Origin of the sequence: Longicatena sp. 210702-DFI.1.196, assembly GCF_020563125.1 — a bacterium.
Lineage (GTDB): Bacteria > Bacillota_I > Bacilli_A > Erysipelotrichales > Erysipelotrichaceae > Longicatena > Longicatena caecimuris.
The window spans coordinates 37,420-52,169 of the sequence record NZ_JAJCPX010000008.1 but is presented as its reverse complement, the minus strand read 5'-3'; the positions used below and the strand labels follow the sequence as shown (position 1 = coordinate 52,169).

13 protein-coding genes and 1 riboswitch are annotated in these 14,750 nt (G+C 38.3%); all 13 genes read right to left on the bottom strand.

Annotation, left to right across the window (positions count from 1 at the left end; translation table 11 throughout):
* Window positions 1-191: 191 nt before the first annotated feature.
* The gene (locus tag LI241_RS05480; RefSeq protein WP_226897025.1) at window positions 192-317 is read right to left on the bottom strand and encodes a helix-turn-helix transcriptional regulator; all 126 of its coding nucleotides are present in this window, start codon (window positions 315-317) and stop codon (window positions 192-194) included.
* Window positions 318-522: 205 nt separating this feature from the next.
* Window positions 523-2,982 carry an excinuclease ABC subunit UvrA gene (locus LI241_RS05475; protein WP_008689518.1) on the bottom strand — a complete coding sequence of 820 codons (2,460 nt, stop codon included), beginning with the start codon at window positions 2,980-2,982 and terminating at the stop codon, window positions 523-525.
* Window positions 2,983-3,203: 221 nt separating this feature from the next.
* Window positions 3,204-3,959, bottom strand: coding sequence for a pyruvate formate-lyase-activating protein (gene pflA / locus LI241_RS05470; protein ID WP_008689520.1), 756 nt, complete (start codon window positions 3,957-3,959; stop codon window positions 3,204-3,206).
* A 62-nt stretch (window positions 3,960-4,021) separates the two neighbouring features.
* Window positions 4,022-6,277: a formate C-acetyltransferase gene (gene pflB / locus LI241_RS05465; protein WP_008689521.1), complete on the bottom strand. Its 2,256-nt coding sequence runs from the start codon at window positions 6,275-6,277 to the stop codon at window positions 4,022-4,024.
* A gap of 127 nt (window positions 6,278-6,404) precedes the next feature.
* A riboswitch (ZMP/ZTP riboswitch) is annotated at window positions 6,405-6,486 on the bottom strand.
* Between the two features lie 321 nt (window positions 6,487-6,807).
* A complete protein-coding gene (locus LI241_RS05460; protein ID WP_008689523.1) occupies window positions 6,808-7,077 on the bottom strand; it encodes a short-chain dehydrogenase in 270 nt (89 codons plus the stop codon).
* A gap of 347 nt (window positions 7,078-7,424) precedes the next feature.
* A complete protein-coding gene (locus tag LI241_RS05455) occupies window positions 7,425-7,730 on the bottom strand; it encodes a hypothetical protein (protein WP_008689526.1) in 306 nt (101 codons plus the stop codon).
* Window positions 7,727-8,359, bottom strand: coding sequence for a zeta toxin family protein (locus tag LI241_RS05450; RefSeq protein ID WP_008689528.1), 633 nt, complete (start codon window positions 8,357-8,359; stop codon window positions 7,727-7,729). Before LI241_RS05450 ends, LI241_RS05455 begins: the two co-directional genes overlap by 4 nt.
* 1 nt (window position 8,360) lies before the next feature.
* Entirely contained in the window at window positions 8,361-9,224 is an 864-nt protein-coding gene (locus LI241_RS05445) for a class II fructose-bisphosphate aldolase (RefSeq protein WP_008689530.1), read from the bottom strand.
* A 74-nt stretch (window positions 9,225-9,298) separates the two neighbouring features.
* The gene (locus LI241_RS05440; protein ID WP_008689532.1) at window positions 9,299-9,877 is read right to left on the bottom strand and encodes an SIS domain-containing protein; all 579 of its coding nucleotides are present in this window, start codon (window positions 9,875-9,877) and stop codon (window positions 9,299-9,301) included.
* Window positions 9,878-9,903: 26 nt separating this feature from the next.
* Window positions 9,904-11,181 carry a PTS ascorbate transporter subunit IIC gene (locus LI241_RS05435; RefSeq protein ID WP_008689534.1) on the bottom strand — a complete coding sequence of 426 codons (1,278 nt, stop codon included), beginning with the start codon at window positions 11,179-11,181 and terminating at the stop codon, window positions 9,904-9,906.
* 195 nt (window positions 11,182-11,376) lie between these two features.
* Window positions 11,377-11,652 carry a PTS sugar transporter subunit IIB gene (locus tag LI241_RS05430; protein WP_008689536.1) on the bottom strand — a complete coding sequence of 92 codons (276 nt, stop codon included), beginning with the start codon at window positions 11,650-11,652 and terminating at the stop codon, window positions 11,377-11,379.
* A gap of 20 nt (window positions 11,653-11,672) precedes the next feature.
* The gene (locus LI241_RS05425; protein WP_008978698.1) at window positions 11,673-12,152 is read right to left on the bottom strand and encodes a PTS sugar transporter subunit IIA; all 480 of its coding nucleotides are present in this window, start codon (window positions 12,150-12,152) and stop codon (window positions 11,673-11,675) included.
* Window positions 12,145-14,133, bottom strand: coding sequence for a BglG family transcription antiterminator (locus tag LI241_RS05420; RefSeq protein ID WP_227151071.1), 1,989 nt, complete (start codon window positions 14,131-14,133; stop codon window positions 12,145-12,147). Before LI241_RS05420 ends, LI241_RS05425 begins: the two co-directional genes overlap by 8 nt.
* Window positions 14,134-14,750 lie beyond the last annotated feature (617 nt).

Here is a 14,750-nt window from a genome sequence, read left to right as displayed (position 1 = left end):
CATAGTCGGTTGACCGACCAATAACAACACACTATTTCTTGACAACCTTATACTCATGTTCTACAAGAGTTCTAAATCTATTTGTTTAATCCATAAATGCAAAAAGGACAGCAGTATCAAATTGCTATCCTTGCATTTTATTATGGCTGATAATGTATAAGCGTGGGTTCGTCATATTTGGTGTGGTATCTTTAACTATGGGAAACTCCTCTTTCCCATTTTGAAATTGTTTGTCTTGTCACGTGCAGCTGATCTGCCAAAAATTGCTGGGACATCCCTTTTTCTATACGTAAAGTCTTTAAGTTTTCATGAAACATAACTTAACCTCCTCATGTCTCGTATACTCTATCATAAATCGTTTTGTTTTCCTAGCAACCATAACAAACATTATGTAACGTATCGCATACATTGCGCGTATATCCTATTTTATCAACGTAAAGTATCGTATTTTTCTTAACCGTGTTCTTTCATTCAAATCCTACACTTCATCAAGAAAGTGATACGGCGCAGACATTAGTCTTCCTAATCCTTTATAAACCTTTTTAAATATGGTGCAATAACACTTTCATTTTGATGTAAGAGTGCTAATGGACTTCCTTGAGCAATCAACTGTCCACCATGAACGCCGCCTTGAGGTCCTAACTCAATAAGATAATCACAAGCTGCTAATAGTTGCTCATTATGCTCAATCACCAGAATGCTGTGTCCTTCTTCTACCAATTCCTGCAATAACTTAATAAAGTTTTCCACATCCTGCATATGCAGACCTACGGTTGGCTCATCTAAAAGATATAGATTATGTTTCCCTTTGGTTTGCAAAAGCTCTCTTGCCAGCTTCAAACGTTGCGCTTCTCCTTGGGATAACGTGGTTAAAGATTGATTCAGCTTTACATACCCTAGCCCGATGTGCTCTAACAGTCGCAAGATTTTCTGTATTTCTTTTTCCTCTTTAAAAACAGTTATCGCCTCTTCTACACTGAGCTGTAAAACCTCATGAATCGAATATCCATGATAGGTTACGCGTAATACTTGTTCCTGAAACTGTTTGCCATGACATTGCGGACAAATAACCTCCTGATCTTGAAAAAACAACATATGGCTTTTTATCGTTCCCATGCCTTCACAATGCTCACAACGTCCTTTTTTTGAATTAAAGGAAAAATAAGCATCTGTGAATCCCAATGCTTTTGCTTGCTTAGTTTTGGCATACACCTTGCGTAAAGGAGTGGCAAGATTGGTGAATGTGGCAATATTGCTGCGTTTCATACGTATCGGTGGTTGTTGGTCGATACAAATCATTTGATCAAACTGTGCTAAGCCTTCTACACGATTTACTTCTGTTTGCTTGTTCCCCTTTGCCAATACATCAAATACAAGTGTAGATTTTCCTGATCCAGAAACACCGCATATTCCACATAGCAAATGTATTGGCAATTGCACATCCATATGTTGCAGATTATGTCGGCAGGCATTTGTGATTTGGATATATGATGATGGTTTTCGATATGCATGTACTTTACTGGTAAGATGTTGCATGGCATAGGCAGTAGCACTATTCTTACATTTCAATACTTCCGCAAAACTTCCCTGCGCCACAATTTGCCCACCGTGAATCCCTGCTTTAGGACCGATATCAACAAGATGATCCACTTGTTGTAATACACCTGCATCATGTTCAATCACAAGTACGGTATTCCTTAAATCACGCATATCCTTTAAAATCTCTACGATGCCATCGGTATCTTTCGGATGCAGTCCAATCGTTGGTTCATCTAAAATATATAATAAACCAGACATTGTTGCATCTAACAGTGATGCTAAGTGTAAACGCTGTGCTTCGCCATTGGATAGACTTATCATACTGCGATTCAACGTTAAATAACTTAAGCCTAATTTTTGTATACGTCGAAGCTTTGTTTCCATATCCAAAAGATAAACATCACAAAGCGCATGTTCATTTTGTGTTAGCGATGCTCGTACAGCTTGCAGCCAACAAGCTATTTCTTCCAATGTCAGATTTACAATTTCCGGTAAACGTTTGTCAAGAACCGTAATTGCTCTGGATGCTTCCTTTAAACGTTCCCCCTGACAGCTTGGACACACAGAACGTTTATAACAAGCCTCAAGACTGGTTGGTACTCCTTCATGCTCTTTTAATTTCCTCCATAAATAAGGAAATACTCCTTCAAAATGTATAGCTGTTGTTTCCCTGTTTGCTTCATCTTTAACATATGATAAAAATTTTTCATCCTCACTGCCATATACAAGTAAACGATATGCCGCTTCTTCATATTGTGCAACCGCTGCTTTTAAATCTTGTTTGATACCATAATATGCCAATGCATTTGCATATTGACTTATCATATACGATTGATAGCGATGCTTCCAAAAAGTCACTGCACCCTGTGATAAGCTTAGATCAGCATGCAACACCTGTACAAGATCGATTTCCCAGACACTGCCCATGCCCTCACAATCCTTACAGGCGCCTTCTCTGGTATTAAAGGAAAAGTCTGTATGCATCAATTTTTGTACTTTCTCATGACAATGAGGACAATATTGATATGTCATATATTCATCCTCTATGCGTATCGTTTCTTCTGCACAGACGCTGTTTTTATAAAGCTGATGACAATTTGGACATTCTCGAACACCTAGTTTTTCATACAGCATACGCAGATCCGTGTACAGATTAGTTGCTGTTCCTACACTAGAGCGCGGATTGCGATTACCGCTTTGAGCATTTACACATACAGCAGCACATGCATGTTGAATCCTTTCCACAGCTGGTTTTTGTATGCCTTGCATACCTAAAGCTTCTAAATATTGTCGTTGACACTCGTTGAATAAAACATCAAGGGCTAATGTTGATTTTCCAGAACCGGAAACTCCGGTAACAGCAATTAATTTATTCTTAGGAAGACGTAAAGAAACATCCTTTAGATTCCCTTGATTGGCATGCTCAATGATGATCTCATCCATGATATCCACTTCCTTAACTTTACATGTGATTTCATTTTAGCTTACTTTTTGCTATCTGTATACTTTCGATAATATTTTCAATGGTATCATCCTAACATTATCTTCTTCAAGTACATAAAAAAGTAATAAAATGTTGTTAACATAAACAATATAAAAATAAAGAAATAGCCATCTTATAGAAAATATTCTCCAGTAAGAATGGCTATCTCTTTTGTATCTGGTTACATGTTTTTATAGTCTTGATAATCTGCGGTATGCAGCAATGTATTTGCTCGCTCTATCGTTTCCTTATCTGGAGGTTCAATGCCCTCTAAAGGGTACTCCATGCCAAGCTCTTTCCATTTGTAAGCACCGAGTGTATGATATGGCAATACCTCAAAACGTTTGACATTATGCAATGTCTTCACAAATGCATCCAAACATTTCAGATCTTCTTCATCATCACTGCGCTGTGGGACTAAGACATGACGAATCCAAACCGGTTTATTGATGCTTGAAAGATAACGTGCCATATCTAAGATATTATCGTTGCCCCAGCCGGTTAACTGCTGATGTTTCGCTTGATTGATATGCTTGATATCCAGCAATACAAGATCCGTATACTGCATCAGCTCTTGAAACTTAGAAAAGAAAGGTTCTTCTCTAGTAAAAGGATTGGCGCAGGTATCAATTACGGTATGTACGCCTTTTTGTTTCGCCAATTTAAAAAGTTCCAATAAGAAATCAATCTGTAACAACGGTTCTCCCCCACTCACCGTAATCCCACCTGAATGCTTCCAGTAAGGTTTATAGCGCAAAGCTTTCCGCAAGACTTCTTCTGCGGTTTCACTGCCTTCCTTGATTTTCCAGGTATCCGCATTATGACAAAACTGACAGCGCATGCGACATCCCTGCAAAAAGATTACATAACGTACTCCTGGCCCATCTACCGAACCAAAGGTTTCAATTGAGTGAATGGCGCCTTTTCCATTTTCCATATGCATATCCTCCATAAAGAAAGGTCTGCAGTCAAACGACTTAAAACAGACCTCCTTCTTTTTTATAAATGATCGTGGCAAGTTCTGGAGATTACATCCAACTGCTGTTCACGTGTTAAGTCGATAAACTTCACGGCATATCCGGATACACGAATCGTAAAGTTTGCGTACTCTTCTTTTTCTGGGTGTTCCATAGCATCCTTTAATTTTTCAATACCGAACACATTCACATTCAGATGATGTGCTCCCTGATCAAAGTAGCCATCTAAGACATTTACCAGATTGTCGATACGTTCTTTTTCATCATGACCTAAGGCATTTGGGTTGATTGTCTGGGTATTACTGATACCATCCAATGCATATTCATATGGCAGTTTTGCCACAGAGTTTAAAGATGCCAATAAGCCATTCTGTTCTGCACCATAAGCAGGGTTAGCACCTGGAGATAATGGTTCTCCGGCTTTTCTTCCATCTGGTAATGCACCGGTCGCTTTACCATATACGACATTAGAAGTAATTGTCAGGATAGAAGTTGTTGGTTCTGAATTACGATATGTGTGACGTTTTTCGATTTTTTCCATAAACGTCTTTAACAGCCATACAGCGATTTCATCTGCACGCTCATCATCATTACCATAACGAGGGAAATCTCCTTCGATCTCATAATCGACAACTAAGCCATCTTCATCACGAACCGTTTTTACTTTCGCATATTTGATAGCACTTAAAGAGTCTACAACATGCGAGAAACCGGCGATACCTGTCGCAAAGGTACGACGTACATCGGTATCGATCAATGCCATTTGGCTTGCTTCATAGTAATATTTATCATGCATATACTGAATCAGATTCAGGATGTTGACATAAAGATCTGCCAGCCATTCCATCATATTGTCATATTTATGCATAACTTCATCATAATCTAAGTATTCACTGGTAATACCGCGATATTCTGGCCCTACCTGTGTTTTTGTCTTTTCATCAACACCACCATTGATTGCATACAATAAACATTTTGCTAAGTTTGCACGCGCACCAAAGAACTGCATTTCCTTACCTGTCTGCGTAGCAGATACACAGCAGCATACAGCATAGTCATCGCCCCAAACCGGACGCATAACATCATCATTTTCATACTGCACAGAGCTTGTATCAATGGAAATCTTTGCAGAATAATCCTTGAAGCTTTGTGGCAGCTTGCTGGAATATAAAACCGTTAAGTTTGGTTCCGGTGCAGGTCCCATGTTTTCCAAGGTATGTAAGAAACGGAAATCAGATTTTGTGACCATGTGACGGCCATCCATACCCAAACCGGCTAAATCTAAGGTAGCCCATACTGGGTCACCGGAGAACAGCTGATTGTAGCTAGGAATACGCGCAAATTTTACCATACGGAATTTCATTGTCATATGATCGATTAATTCCTGTGCTTCTGTTTCTATTAAGATACCTTTGGCCATATCACGTTCAATATAAATATCTAAGAAAGTAGATACACGACCAACGCTCATCGCAGCTCCATTTTGCGTTTTAATGGCAGCCAAGTATCCAAAATACAGCCACTGTACAGCTTCTTTGGCATTTGTTGCAGGACCACTGATATCATAGCCATAGCTTGCAGCCATTTCTTTCATGCCCTTTAAAGCTTTGATCTGTTCTGCCAATTCTTCACGCTGACGAATAATATCATCGCTCATGGTTCCACAGCCACAGTTTGCTTTATCCTTTTGTTTCATGGCAATCAGATAATCAATACCATACAATGCCACACGACGATAATCACCGACGATACGACCACGTCCATAAGTATCCGGTAAGCCGGTTACAATCTTATTACGACGTGCCAAACGCATCTCTGGTGTATAGCAATCAAAGACAGCATCATTGTGTGTCTTATGATATTCATGGAAAATCTCATGTAATTTTTCACTTGGCTCATAGCCATAAGTCGTACATGCCTCTTCACTCATCTTGATTCCGCCATAAGGCATAAAGGCACGTTTTAAAGGTTTATCTGTCTGCAAACCGACAACCTTTTCTAAATCTTTTAATTCGTTTGATATATATCCTGGGCCATAGGATGTCAAGGAAGAAACAATCTCTGTTTCCATATCCAGAACGCCGCCTTTGGCACGTTCTTCTTTTTGTAATTTCTGTAATTCGCCCCATAGCTTGTTTGTAGCTTCGGTTGGTTCTGCTAAGAAAGACTCATCACCATCATAAGGTTTATAGTTGTTCTGGATGAAATCTCTGACATTGACTTCTTCTTTCCAGATACGTCCTTCAAAGCCTTCCCATTCTTTGCGTTCTATGCTCATTTCACATACCTCCTTATTACCGTTTCATTATACGGATTTTTACGTGGATTTGCAATTGAAACGATAGGCTTTTATCGCTTTTGTTGCTATCCCAAAAATAAGAAAAAGAGCCTATACACATCCTGGACTCTTTCGCCCAGACGGTCGGCCCTGCTTTACCATTATACTCCATGTGGTCAATTCCACTTCCGTCAGTCATATAACTGTCTACACTTTATCATGTTCTTTTTGTGCCGTCAAGATATTACATATGTTTTTTTATCATAGAAAGGATGTTTGTTTGCGTTAAACATCATGTGACACCTTTCAACATGTTTTTGCTTCTACTACCAGCCTGTCAGACAACCCATGCTGAATCATTCATATTTGATTCTTTCATAAGAAATTTAATCTTTTCTCGTTAAGTTATCTTTACAAAAAGATTACTATTTTAATGAATTTTTCCCTTTCTGCTAAAATGAAAAAAGATCAGAAAACCATAGGTAATGTCGTCTGATCTCTTCATGATTTGGTAACGGAAACACTGTTTATTAATGAATATAAATAAATTGTCGTGCAATATCATCTGTACGTAATGCATCCATTGTTTTGCATAATTCATAATAAGGTTCATTATCCAAGGATATCATTACACAATCACTGCCACAAGCATAAACCTTTTCAGCTAATCGTAAGGCAGGATCAAACTTCTGATACAATAAGATCATTTCGGCACCATGTCTTGCCAGAATGCGTGTCATGCGCTGTCCCAATGTACTATCCGCATGCGATATGACAACCGTCAATCCTTGTTTCTTCATGAATGCCACCTCCTTCATCAGCAATTCGCCATCATGATGGTTTTCTGCTTCACAGTTTACCTTTTTCTAAAAGAAAAAAGCAAGCGGCTTCACGAAAAATTAAGAAATTCATGACAATTCTCATGGATATCCGTCAATACTATACAACAATGTCAACCGTACCATCTTCATTGTATGTAAACCCTAAAGAAATTATGTTGGTTATAGGATAGCGCAGATAATTATACACTGCTATGTTTTATCCATACCCTTATCCTATCCCTTATTGAAACAACCTATAACACAACATAGCGCATATGAGAATAGTAATCGGCAACTGTTCATGAAAGCAAAGCGTAGTTTTGTTTTCACCTTTGCGCCTTCATCGTCTTTTGTTGTATCCTATTTGTAAGCTTTTGATATACAAAAAGGCATGTACATAGAAACAAGAAGAAGGCAAACACCGCCATGATATAGTTTTTTCTTTCATAAAACAAATAGCTAAAACCACCAAGGGCAAAGGGCGCAAAGATATAAAACAGGAATAGATCCACATAATAAAATGCATAAGCCAACAAGCATATTAACGTAGGATACTGATTAGAATGTGCTATTTGATATAGTTTTTCTGCTATATTTCCTGTAACAAGATCTTTGATTCGACTTTTTTTCATGCTCCTGCCTCCTTATCATTTTCTTCTATACGTCGTTTTAATGCGGTTAGGAATGGTTGATAATCAACTTTCGTAAAATCGCTGACATCAAATTCATGCAGCTCACCTAGCGCAAAAGCATTGTACTGACGTTCTTCGATTATGGCTTTAAACGCTTCTTTGGTGATCAGATCATCAGCCAAACGATGATCCTGTAATGTATCCTGATATCGATAATGCGTCATGATATGACACAAATGAATATCAGAATGCAAATCGCGGTCTCTTCGTCGCTGCCACAATATTTCAAAATCAGCGATTAACCGTATTGTGATTACTTGATAACCATATAATTCACTCAAGGCCTGTAAGCATGGTTTTTGTTTATCACTGAATGGATATTCACTTACGATTATTTGTTTGCCAGCTTCCATATACGTATCTAAGACACGATAATAAAATCGCCATACTCTTTTTTCTAAAGCTTTTTTTTCTTCCTTTGAATGAAACCCTATCGCATCAGCCAGCATTTCCTTACCTTCGTCCGGTGTAATCGTAAATACCGTAGGAAACATGGTTTTTATTTCCCGAATAAGATAGCTTTTCCCTGTTGCCGGACAGCCGGCAATCAAAATCAAATACTTTTTCATATCATTTGCTTTGCAATGGACGATATAGATTCATGAATAATCCCGCCTTATGCTTCACTATTTCCTTGACTGCCATGTTTGCCGGTATGATGTTATGACGCAAAGATTTGTTTACTTCCGTTTCTTGAAATTTTTCCTTAGCAACACGTGTCCAATTCACAAGCAATTCAGTTCCGACATTAAACTTACGGATTCCATTATCAATCAATTCCTGATAATCTTCTTCTTTCACACCGGTTCCCCCATGAAGAACAAGCGGAATATCGACTGCCGCATGAATCTTCTTCAATAAAGGTATATTCACTTCTGTTTTTGATTGATATTGCCCATGATTGGTACCGATGGCTATCGCCAAAGCATCAACATTTGTTTCCTTAACAAAGATAGCTGCATCTTGTGGCCGTGTATACTTTTTATCATCCTCACTGACACAAATGCCCTCTTCTGTACCGCCAATGGTTCCAAGTTCACCTTCCACAGATGCACCATGGGCATGAGCATACGCAACGACCATTTTCGTTTTCGCAATATTTTCTTTAAATGGCAGTGCCGAACCATCAAACATTACACTGGAGAAGCCTGCATCAATCGCCGCTTTAATTTCATCAAAATCCTTGGCATGATCCAGATGCAAACATACATCTACCATTTCATCCTCGGCCATTTCTTTCGCTACCGTTACCATCACTTTATATCCGATATATTTTGCCGTAGCAATGCTTGTTTGAATGATAATGGGAACGCCTAATTCTTTCGCTGCGCGGATCATCTCCGGCATCATTTCCAGATTATGTGTATTAAAAGCACCAATGGTCATATTTAACTGTGTTGCTGTCTGTGTTACTTCTTTTAACGTTTTATACATAATGCTCCTTCCTTTTCCCCTCGTATGAATTGGCGCTTGTTTTACCCCTTACAATAACAAGCGCCAAAGTTATTTTATAAGGGAGAAATGATCTGTTCGATTGTTTCGGCAATGCTGTGTATATAAAACAGATGCAAAGCCTCAGCAAGCATTAATTCATCTGTGTTCACAGGAATCCATACATCAGCTAGCTCCTTTAATTTCCCACCGTTTTTACCTGTAAAAACGACTGTTTTCATCTGTTTCTCTTTTGCTTTATTGACAGCAAGCAGAATATTTTGTGAATTACCGCTGCCACTAAAAGCCCATAACACATCCTTTGGTTTTCCTAAAGCAACTACCTGTTTCGCAAATACTTGATCATAACCAAAATCATTTGATAATGCCGTTAGCACGGAAATATCAGCGGTTAATGCAATTGCCGGATATCCATCACGCTCCCAGTTTTTCATATGTCCTATAAAATCGTTGGTAATATGAGATGCTGTAGAAGCACTGCCGCCATTTCCACATAGTAATAGCTTATTCCCTTGCAAGAAAGCCTCAGCTGTCAGACGTGCACATTGTTCTGCTGGTTCATAATATTCTCTTCCTGCTGTATTCACACTTTCTTTTAATCGTTCAAAATTGGTTGCAAATATTGTTTTTTCCATAATCTTATCCTTTCCTTACACTATGGTTATGCTAATCCAAACATTTTACCAATTGAGTAAATCAATAAGCCGATGATGGAGAAGTCTGTATCTGCGAAGGTCGTACCTGAGAATCCCAAAGATCCGAAAACCGGGAAGAGCATAGAACAAAGAATGTTATTCAAGATACCGGCAATTAAGGCACCAAAGAAAGCTCCGCGTTTTCCACCAGTCGCATTACCGAATACAGCTGCTGTACCACCCATAAAGAAGCTATGTAATAAAGTAGGAACAATGACGGTCATGCCCAATTGCAAGAAGATAAAGAAAGCAATCAGCTGACCAATTGTATAAGCGAAGAAACCAACTAAGACCGCATTTGGTGCAAAGGTAAAGACGGTTGGACAATCCAAAGCAGGAATAGCATCCGGAACAATTTTTTCGGCAATCCCTTTAAAAGCCGGAACAAGTTCCGCTAAGATCATACGCACACCGGTAAGAATAACCGTAACCCCGGCACTGAAGGTGAAGCCTTGAATAAAGGCCCAAACGACCATGTTGGTATCCCCGGCATACTTCGCTACAAATGGGGCGCCGGCAAAAATACAAGAGATAACAGTTACTAAGAATACACCAATGCCCATTAACAAGACAGGTTCACGGAAGAAACTCATCCATTTTGGGAACTCTAGTTTTTCTGTTGAAGTTGTTTCAGGGTCCCCACCGAGAAGTTTACCTGCAAATCCTGCTACGACATAGCTGGTTGTTGCCCAATGTCCCATAGCAATCGTATCTCCCCCGGTAACCTTACGCATAAATGGCATAGAAATGGCTGGCGTTATGACACTTAAGACACCGACGATAATGGTACCGATTACGACAACAACAACCGGCTCTAATCCTAAGGCGCTCAACATAACGGAAGTCAATGCACCCATGAAAATCGTATGATGGCCACTTAAGAAAATATATTTAAAGCGAGTAATGCGGGCTAATATCATATTCAAGATCAAACCGAAGAAGGCGATTAATGCCATTTGGGTACCAAATTGTTCTGCCGCAATCGCGCTGATTGCCTCATTGACAGGAATGACCCCTTGAATGTGAAAGGCTTCCATCATAATTTCATTTAATGGATTTAACATACCAGTAATAATCGTGCCACCCTGTGACATTACCAGAAAGCCCAGAAATGTTTTAAGTGTACCGGTCATGACACGTTCAAATGGTGCTTTTTGCGCAATCAAACCGATAAAGCTCATTAATGCTACCAAAACCGCCGCTTGTGAAATCAGCGAAGTCAGAATATTCATCATTAAGTCCATACAAATCCTCCTCATCCCTTATTTTCGGGTTTTTGACTTATCTGAAAACAACTACGCACAATGGTAATTGTTTTGTTGAAGATAATGCAATCATCATCTTACTATTTTGATGATACCATTTGTTTTATACTCTTATACGAGTTACAACACTCCCCCATGATTACGAATGTATATGCATATACGTTGCTTTTTTTGTTATTGTGCAGACAATATCTTTTGCAGCTGTTCCTTGATATAATTCGCATCCGTATAATTGACAACTTCAATCATGGCTACTCCCATATCACTCAGCTGTTCACAGAAGCTGTGCGAAGATACGATAATGTCGGCCTGTGATCCTCTGGCAGTCGAGGTATCTACCACCTCAACCTCGACATCTTTCATATGTAATTGTTTTAATGCGGTTTCCACCGTCATTCTCAGAATAAGACTGCTGCCTAATCCCATGGCACAAACACATGCTATTTTCATTCTTCATCCTTCTTTCCTTATCATGAATTAAATATCGTCAGTACTTCTTCTACCGTCTTGGCATGTTTTACCCTTTGTACACATGTCTCATCTGACAATATTTGCGAAACCTTTTTTAATAATTCAATATGCGAATTATTATCTGTCGCTGCCAGACAGATAACCAGCTTGACCGGATTATTTAAAGAATCCATAAATGCCACTTCATTGGCTAGCGTCACCACACTGATATCTACCTGATGGACACCGGAAGAACAGCTTGCATGGGGCATGGCAACACCTGGTGCTAATACAAAATAAGGTCCATATTCCTGCATATTTTCGATAATGGCATCAATATAACAGGATTCTATCGATCCTACATCAACCAGCAACTGGCCACTAACTCTAACTGCCTCCTTCCAATCCTTTACCCTGACCTGCAATGCTACTCTTTCTTTATTCAATAAACGCAAATCTAACACCCCGTTTCTTTCCCTGTTATGTTTTTGTTCACCCATCTGTATCAACATTCAACTGCATATCCGCAATAAACTGTTCATAATTTTGATGCTTAATCAGTTTATTCACACCGGCGTTTAAGATCAGATTGTGATATAACGTTTTAAATACACGCTCCCATATCTGATACTTCTTCTTTGGAATATTTAACAGAAAGATTACTTGTACCTTCTGCTTATCCCAAAGAATTGGTTTCTTTAAGACCATGATGGATACCGCAAAGCGTTCAATATCATTCAGCATGGCATGTGGTATAGCAATCAATCCCCCCATTTCCGTTGTGAAGATCTCTTCCCGCTTAAAAATGGAAGCTTTTACTGCTTCATCGATATACCCCTTCTTCATCAAGGCATTTGCCATAAACTCAATGACTTCATACTTGTCATGCAGTTGCTGTTTGGTAAAGAATAGTTCTTTTCTAAAGATGGTCGTATAATCGATTGCTTCCGCCTCGCTATCCTTTTGAATGACTTGTGAGATCATCTTAAAATCATCTTCATCCGGAAATAAACCGATCTTAATGATTTTATTGCTGTGCAGATTGCTTAGATCAACCGTCGTCAAAATGAGATCAACGGCATTTAATAAGGCTTCATCTACCTGTTGTGCAGGACTGGTTCTGACGATTTCCAACACATCACCAAATTTACGGATTAATTTTTCCTTAAGCAGCAACGCCATCGCAACACCGGCAATACAGACAAGAGCCACTTTGATGCGTGGATGAGATTGCTGAGGTTGTACATCGTTATGAAATCCTTTGCGCTCTAAAGATGCCCCAAAATGAATGGTCAGAAAGCCGATTTCTGCTTCTCTTAGTAACAATGCATAACTTTTTTCAATCGTTCTGCCTGCGATAGTGGCAAGCTCAAATGCTAACGGATAAGAATTTTTCAAAATATCGATGAATTCATTGCGAATATTCATATCAAAATGAACTCTTTGCATCGCCGTATTCAAATGCATTGCCAATCCATTAATCAGCTGTAAATCATCTGCCAAATCAATGTGCATGGTTTCTTTAATTTCTTCCAGAATATGAATGACGATATCCTTATACTGATAATCATCATCGACATTCTCAATAAAGAACTTCTGACTGGCGATGAGATGCTGGCTCAGATAGAAAATTTCATTCATTAGGGAGATACCTAATTCTTTACTGATGTTTGTGATGATCGCATAAGCACATTGATATTCCTTTGAACTTTTCAGCATCTGTATATCCTCATGGTTGTACATGACATGCTGTTTTCCCTTACTGCGTTTCAGCATAATCAATGTATGGATATTTAAATTTTTAAAAGCAATATCCGTTAACTTTAAATCATATTGAATGATGGCATTGGTTAAAATATTTTTAATAATTTCAATATCGCGATGATCAAAGATATCCTCATAAAAAGCTTGGGAATATTGAATGACATTGCTCTTTGCATTAAAGACATATTGTGAAATGCAAAAGCGTATCTTGGCTTCATCTCCAACGATATGTAAACCATCCTGTTTCGTATTACTGATCTTTAATCCATATTCCTTTAAGATTGTTTTGATTATCTGTAAATCTTTATGCAAGGTAGAATCACTGATAAAAAGCTGTTCTTCCAACATGTCTGTGGTAAGCAGATCTTTTTCCTTCAAAGAATGAATCAACAGCTGTGATGTAATGTACCAGATACGTTCATCCGCATTGGAAGGTACAATGTTTTTTAATGGACGAAAGCGTTCCGCAGCTTTTATTTCTTCTAGGAAGTTTTGAAACTTTTGGTTATCATTGATTTTAAGAAAATAGCCGATGCCTATTTCTGATACGATTTCTGCATCATATTGAACAAGCAGAGTGTTAAGTTCTTTAATATCATTGCAGATCGTTCGGCTGGATACACCAACGCTCAAGGCAATCTTATCGCCATTGGCAATATCTTTATGATCAAGAAAATAATACAGAATCGCAATCCATCGTTTGTTATAATTTTCCATTCGTACCTCCTTCGATGTTAGTATATAAAAATACCAAAGAATATAATAGGTATCCTTTTTCCACTTAAAAAGGAAAAACAGAAAACAGATGTTGAAGCAGATGCCGAAGTTTGGTATAAACTGGAAGTTAAACCATCCACCTGTTCCATATCCATTATTTCTGTATTGTTTTATCATAGCATTTTCTTTATTATCATAAAACGAGGTTTATCATTCTAAAAACTGATAAACTTTACATTATAAATATCATTATTCAAGCCGCGTACATCCAGTACACAAGCATATCGATGCAACTTATGTATAAAACCATTCGATAATGAATTCCAGTATGCAAATAGTCCAAATATCTTTTTAAACCTATAAAAAAACATTATGTAATTTATTAAAGCAGCAAATAGTCAATTAAGTTTCTTACATACAACCATCATTCAGTCTATGCAATAACGATCATGACATTTCCTCTTTACCATGATAAAACCATAAAAAAAGCAATACACAGGACGTTTGCTGTTTCTGATACGCATCATAAAAGGAAGAATACCAAAGCAGTATCCTTCCTTTTGATGCTATTTGAAAAAACAAGTGCTTGATCCGTTCATTGCATATGGTTATAAAAG

Bases quoted from the DNA above. Each gene is read 5' to 3' on its own strand.
- LI241_RS05475 (WP_008689518.1), bottom strand. From the start codon at position 2,982: ATGGATGAGATCATCATTGAGCATGCCAATCAAGGGAATCTAAAGGAT.
- LI241_RS05460 (WP_008689523.1), bottom strand. From the start codon at position 7,077: ATGAAGAAACAAGGATTGACGGTTGTCATATCGCATGCGGATAGTACA.
- LI241_RS05445 (WP_008689530.1), bottom strand. From the start codon at position 9,224: ATGTATAAAACGTTAAAAGAAGTAACACAGACAGCAACACAGTTAAAT.
- pflA (WP_008689520.1), bottom strand. From the start codon at position 3,959: ATGGAAAATGGAAAAGGCGCCATTCACTCAATTGAAACCTTTGGTTCG.
- LI241_RS05450 (WP_008689528.1), bottom strand. From the start codon at position 8,359: ATGAAAAAGTATTTGATTTTGATTGCCGGCTGTCCGGCAACAGGGAAA.
- LI241_RS05425 (WP_008978698.1), bottom strand. From the start codon at position 12,152: ATGGGTGAACAAAAACATAACAGGGAAAGAAACGGGGTGTTAGATTTG.
- LI241_RS05430 (WP_008689536.1), bottom strand. From the start codon at position 11,652: ATGAAAATAGCATGTGTTTGTGCCATGGGATTAGGCAGCAGTCTTATT.
- LI241_RS05435 (WP_008689534.1), bottom strand. From the start codon at position 11,181: ATGGACTTAATGATGAATATTCTGACTTCGCTGATTTCACAAGCGGCG.
- LI241_RS05420 (WP_227151071.1), bottom strand. From the start codon at position 14,133: ATGGAAAATTATAACAAACGATGGATTGCGATTCTGTATTATTTTCTT.
- LI241_RS05455 (WP_008689526.1), bottom strand. From the start codon at position 7,730: ATGAAAAAAAGTCGAATCAAAGATCTTGTTACAGGAAATATAGCAGAA.
- pflB (WP_008689521.1), bottom strand. From the start codon at position 6,277: ATGAGCATAGAACGCAAAGAATGGGAAGGCTTTGAAGGACGTATCTGG.
- LI241_RS05440 (WP_008689532.1), bottom strand. From the start codon at position 9,877: ATGGAAAAAACAATATTTGCAACCAATTTTGAACGATTAAAAGAAAGT.
- LI241_RS05480 (WP_226897025.1), bottom strand. From the start codon at position 317: ATGTTTCATGAAAACTTAAAGACTTTACGTATAGAAAAAGGGATGTCC.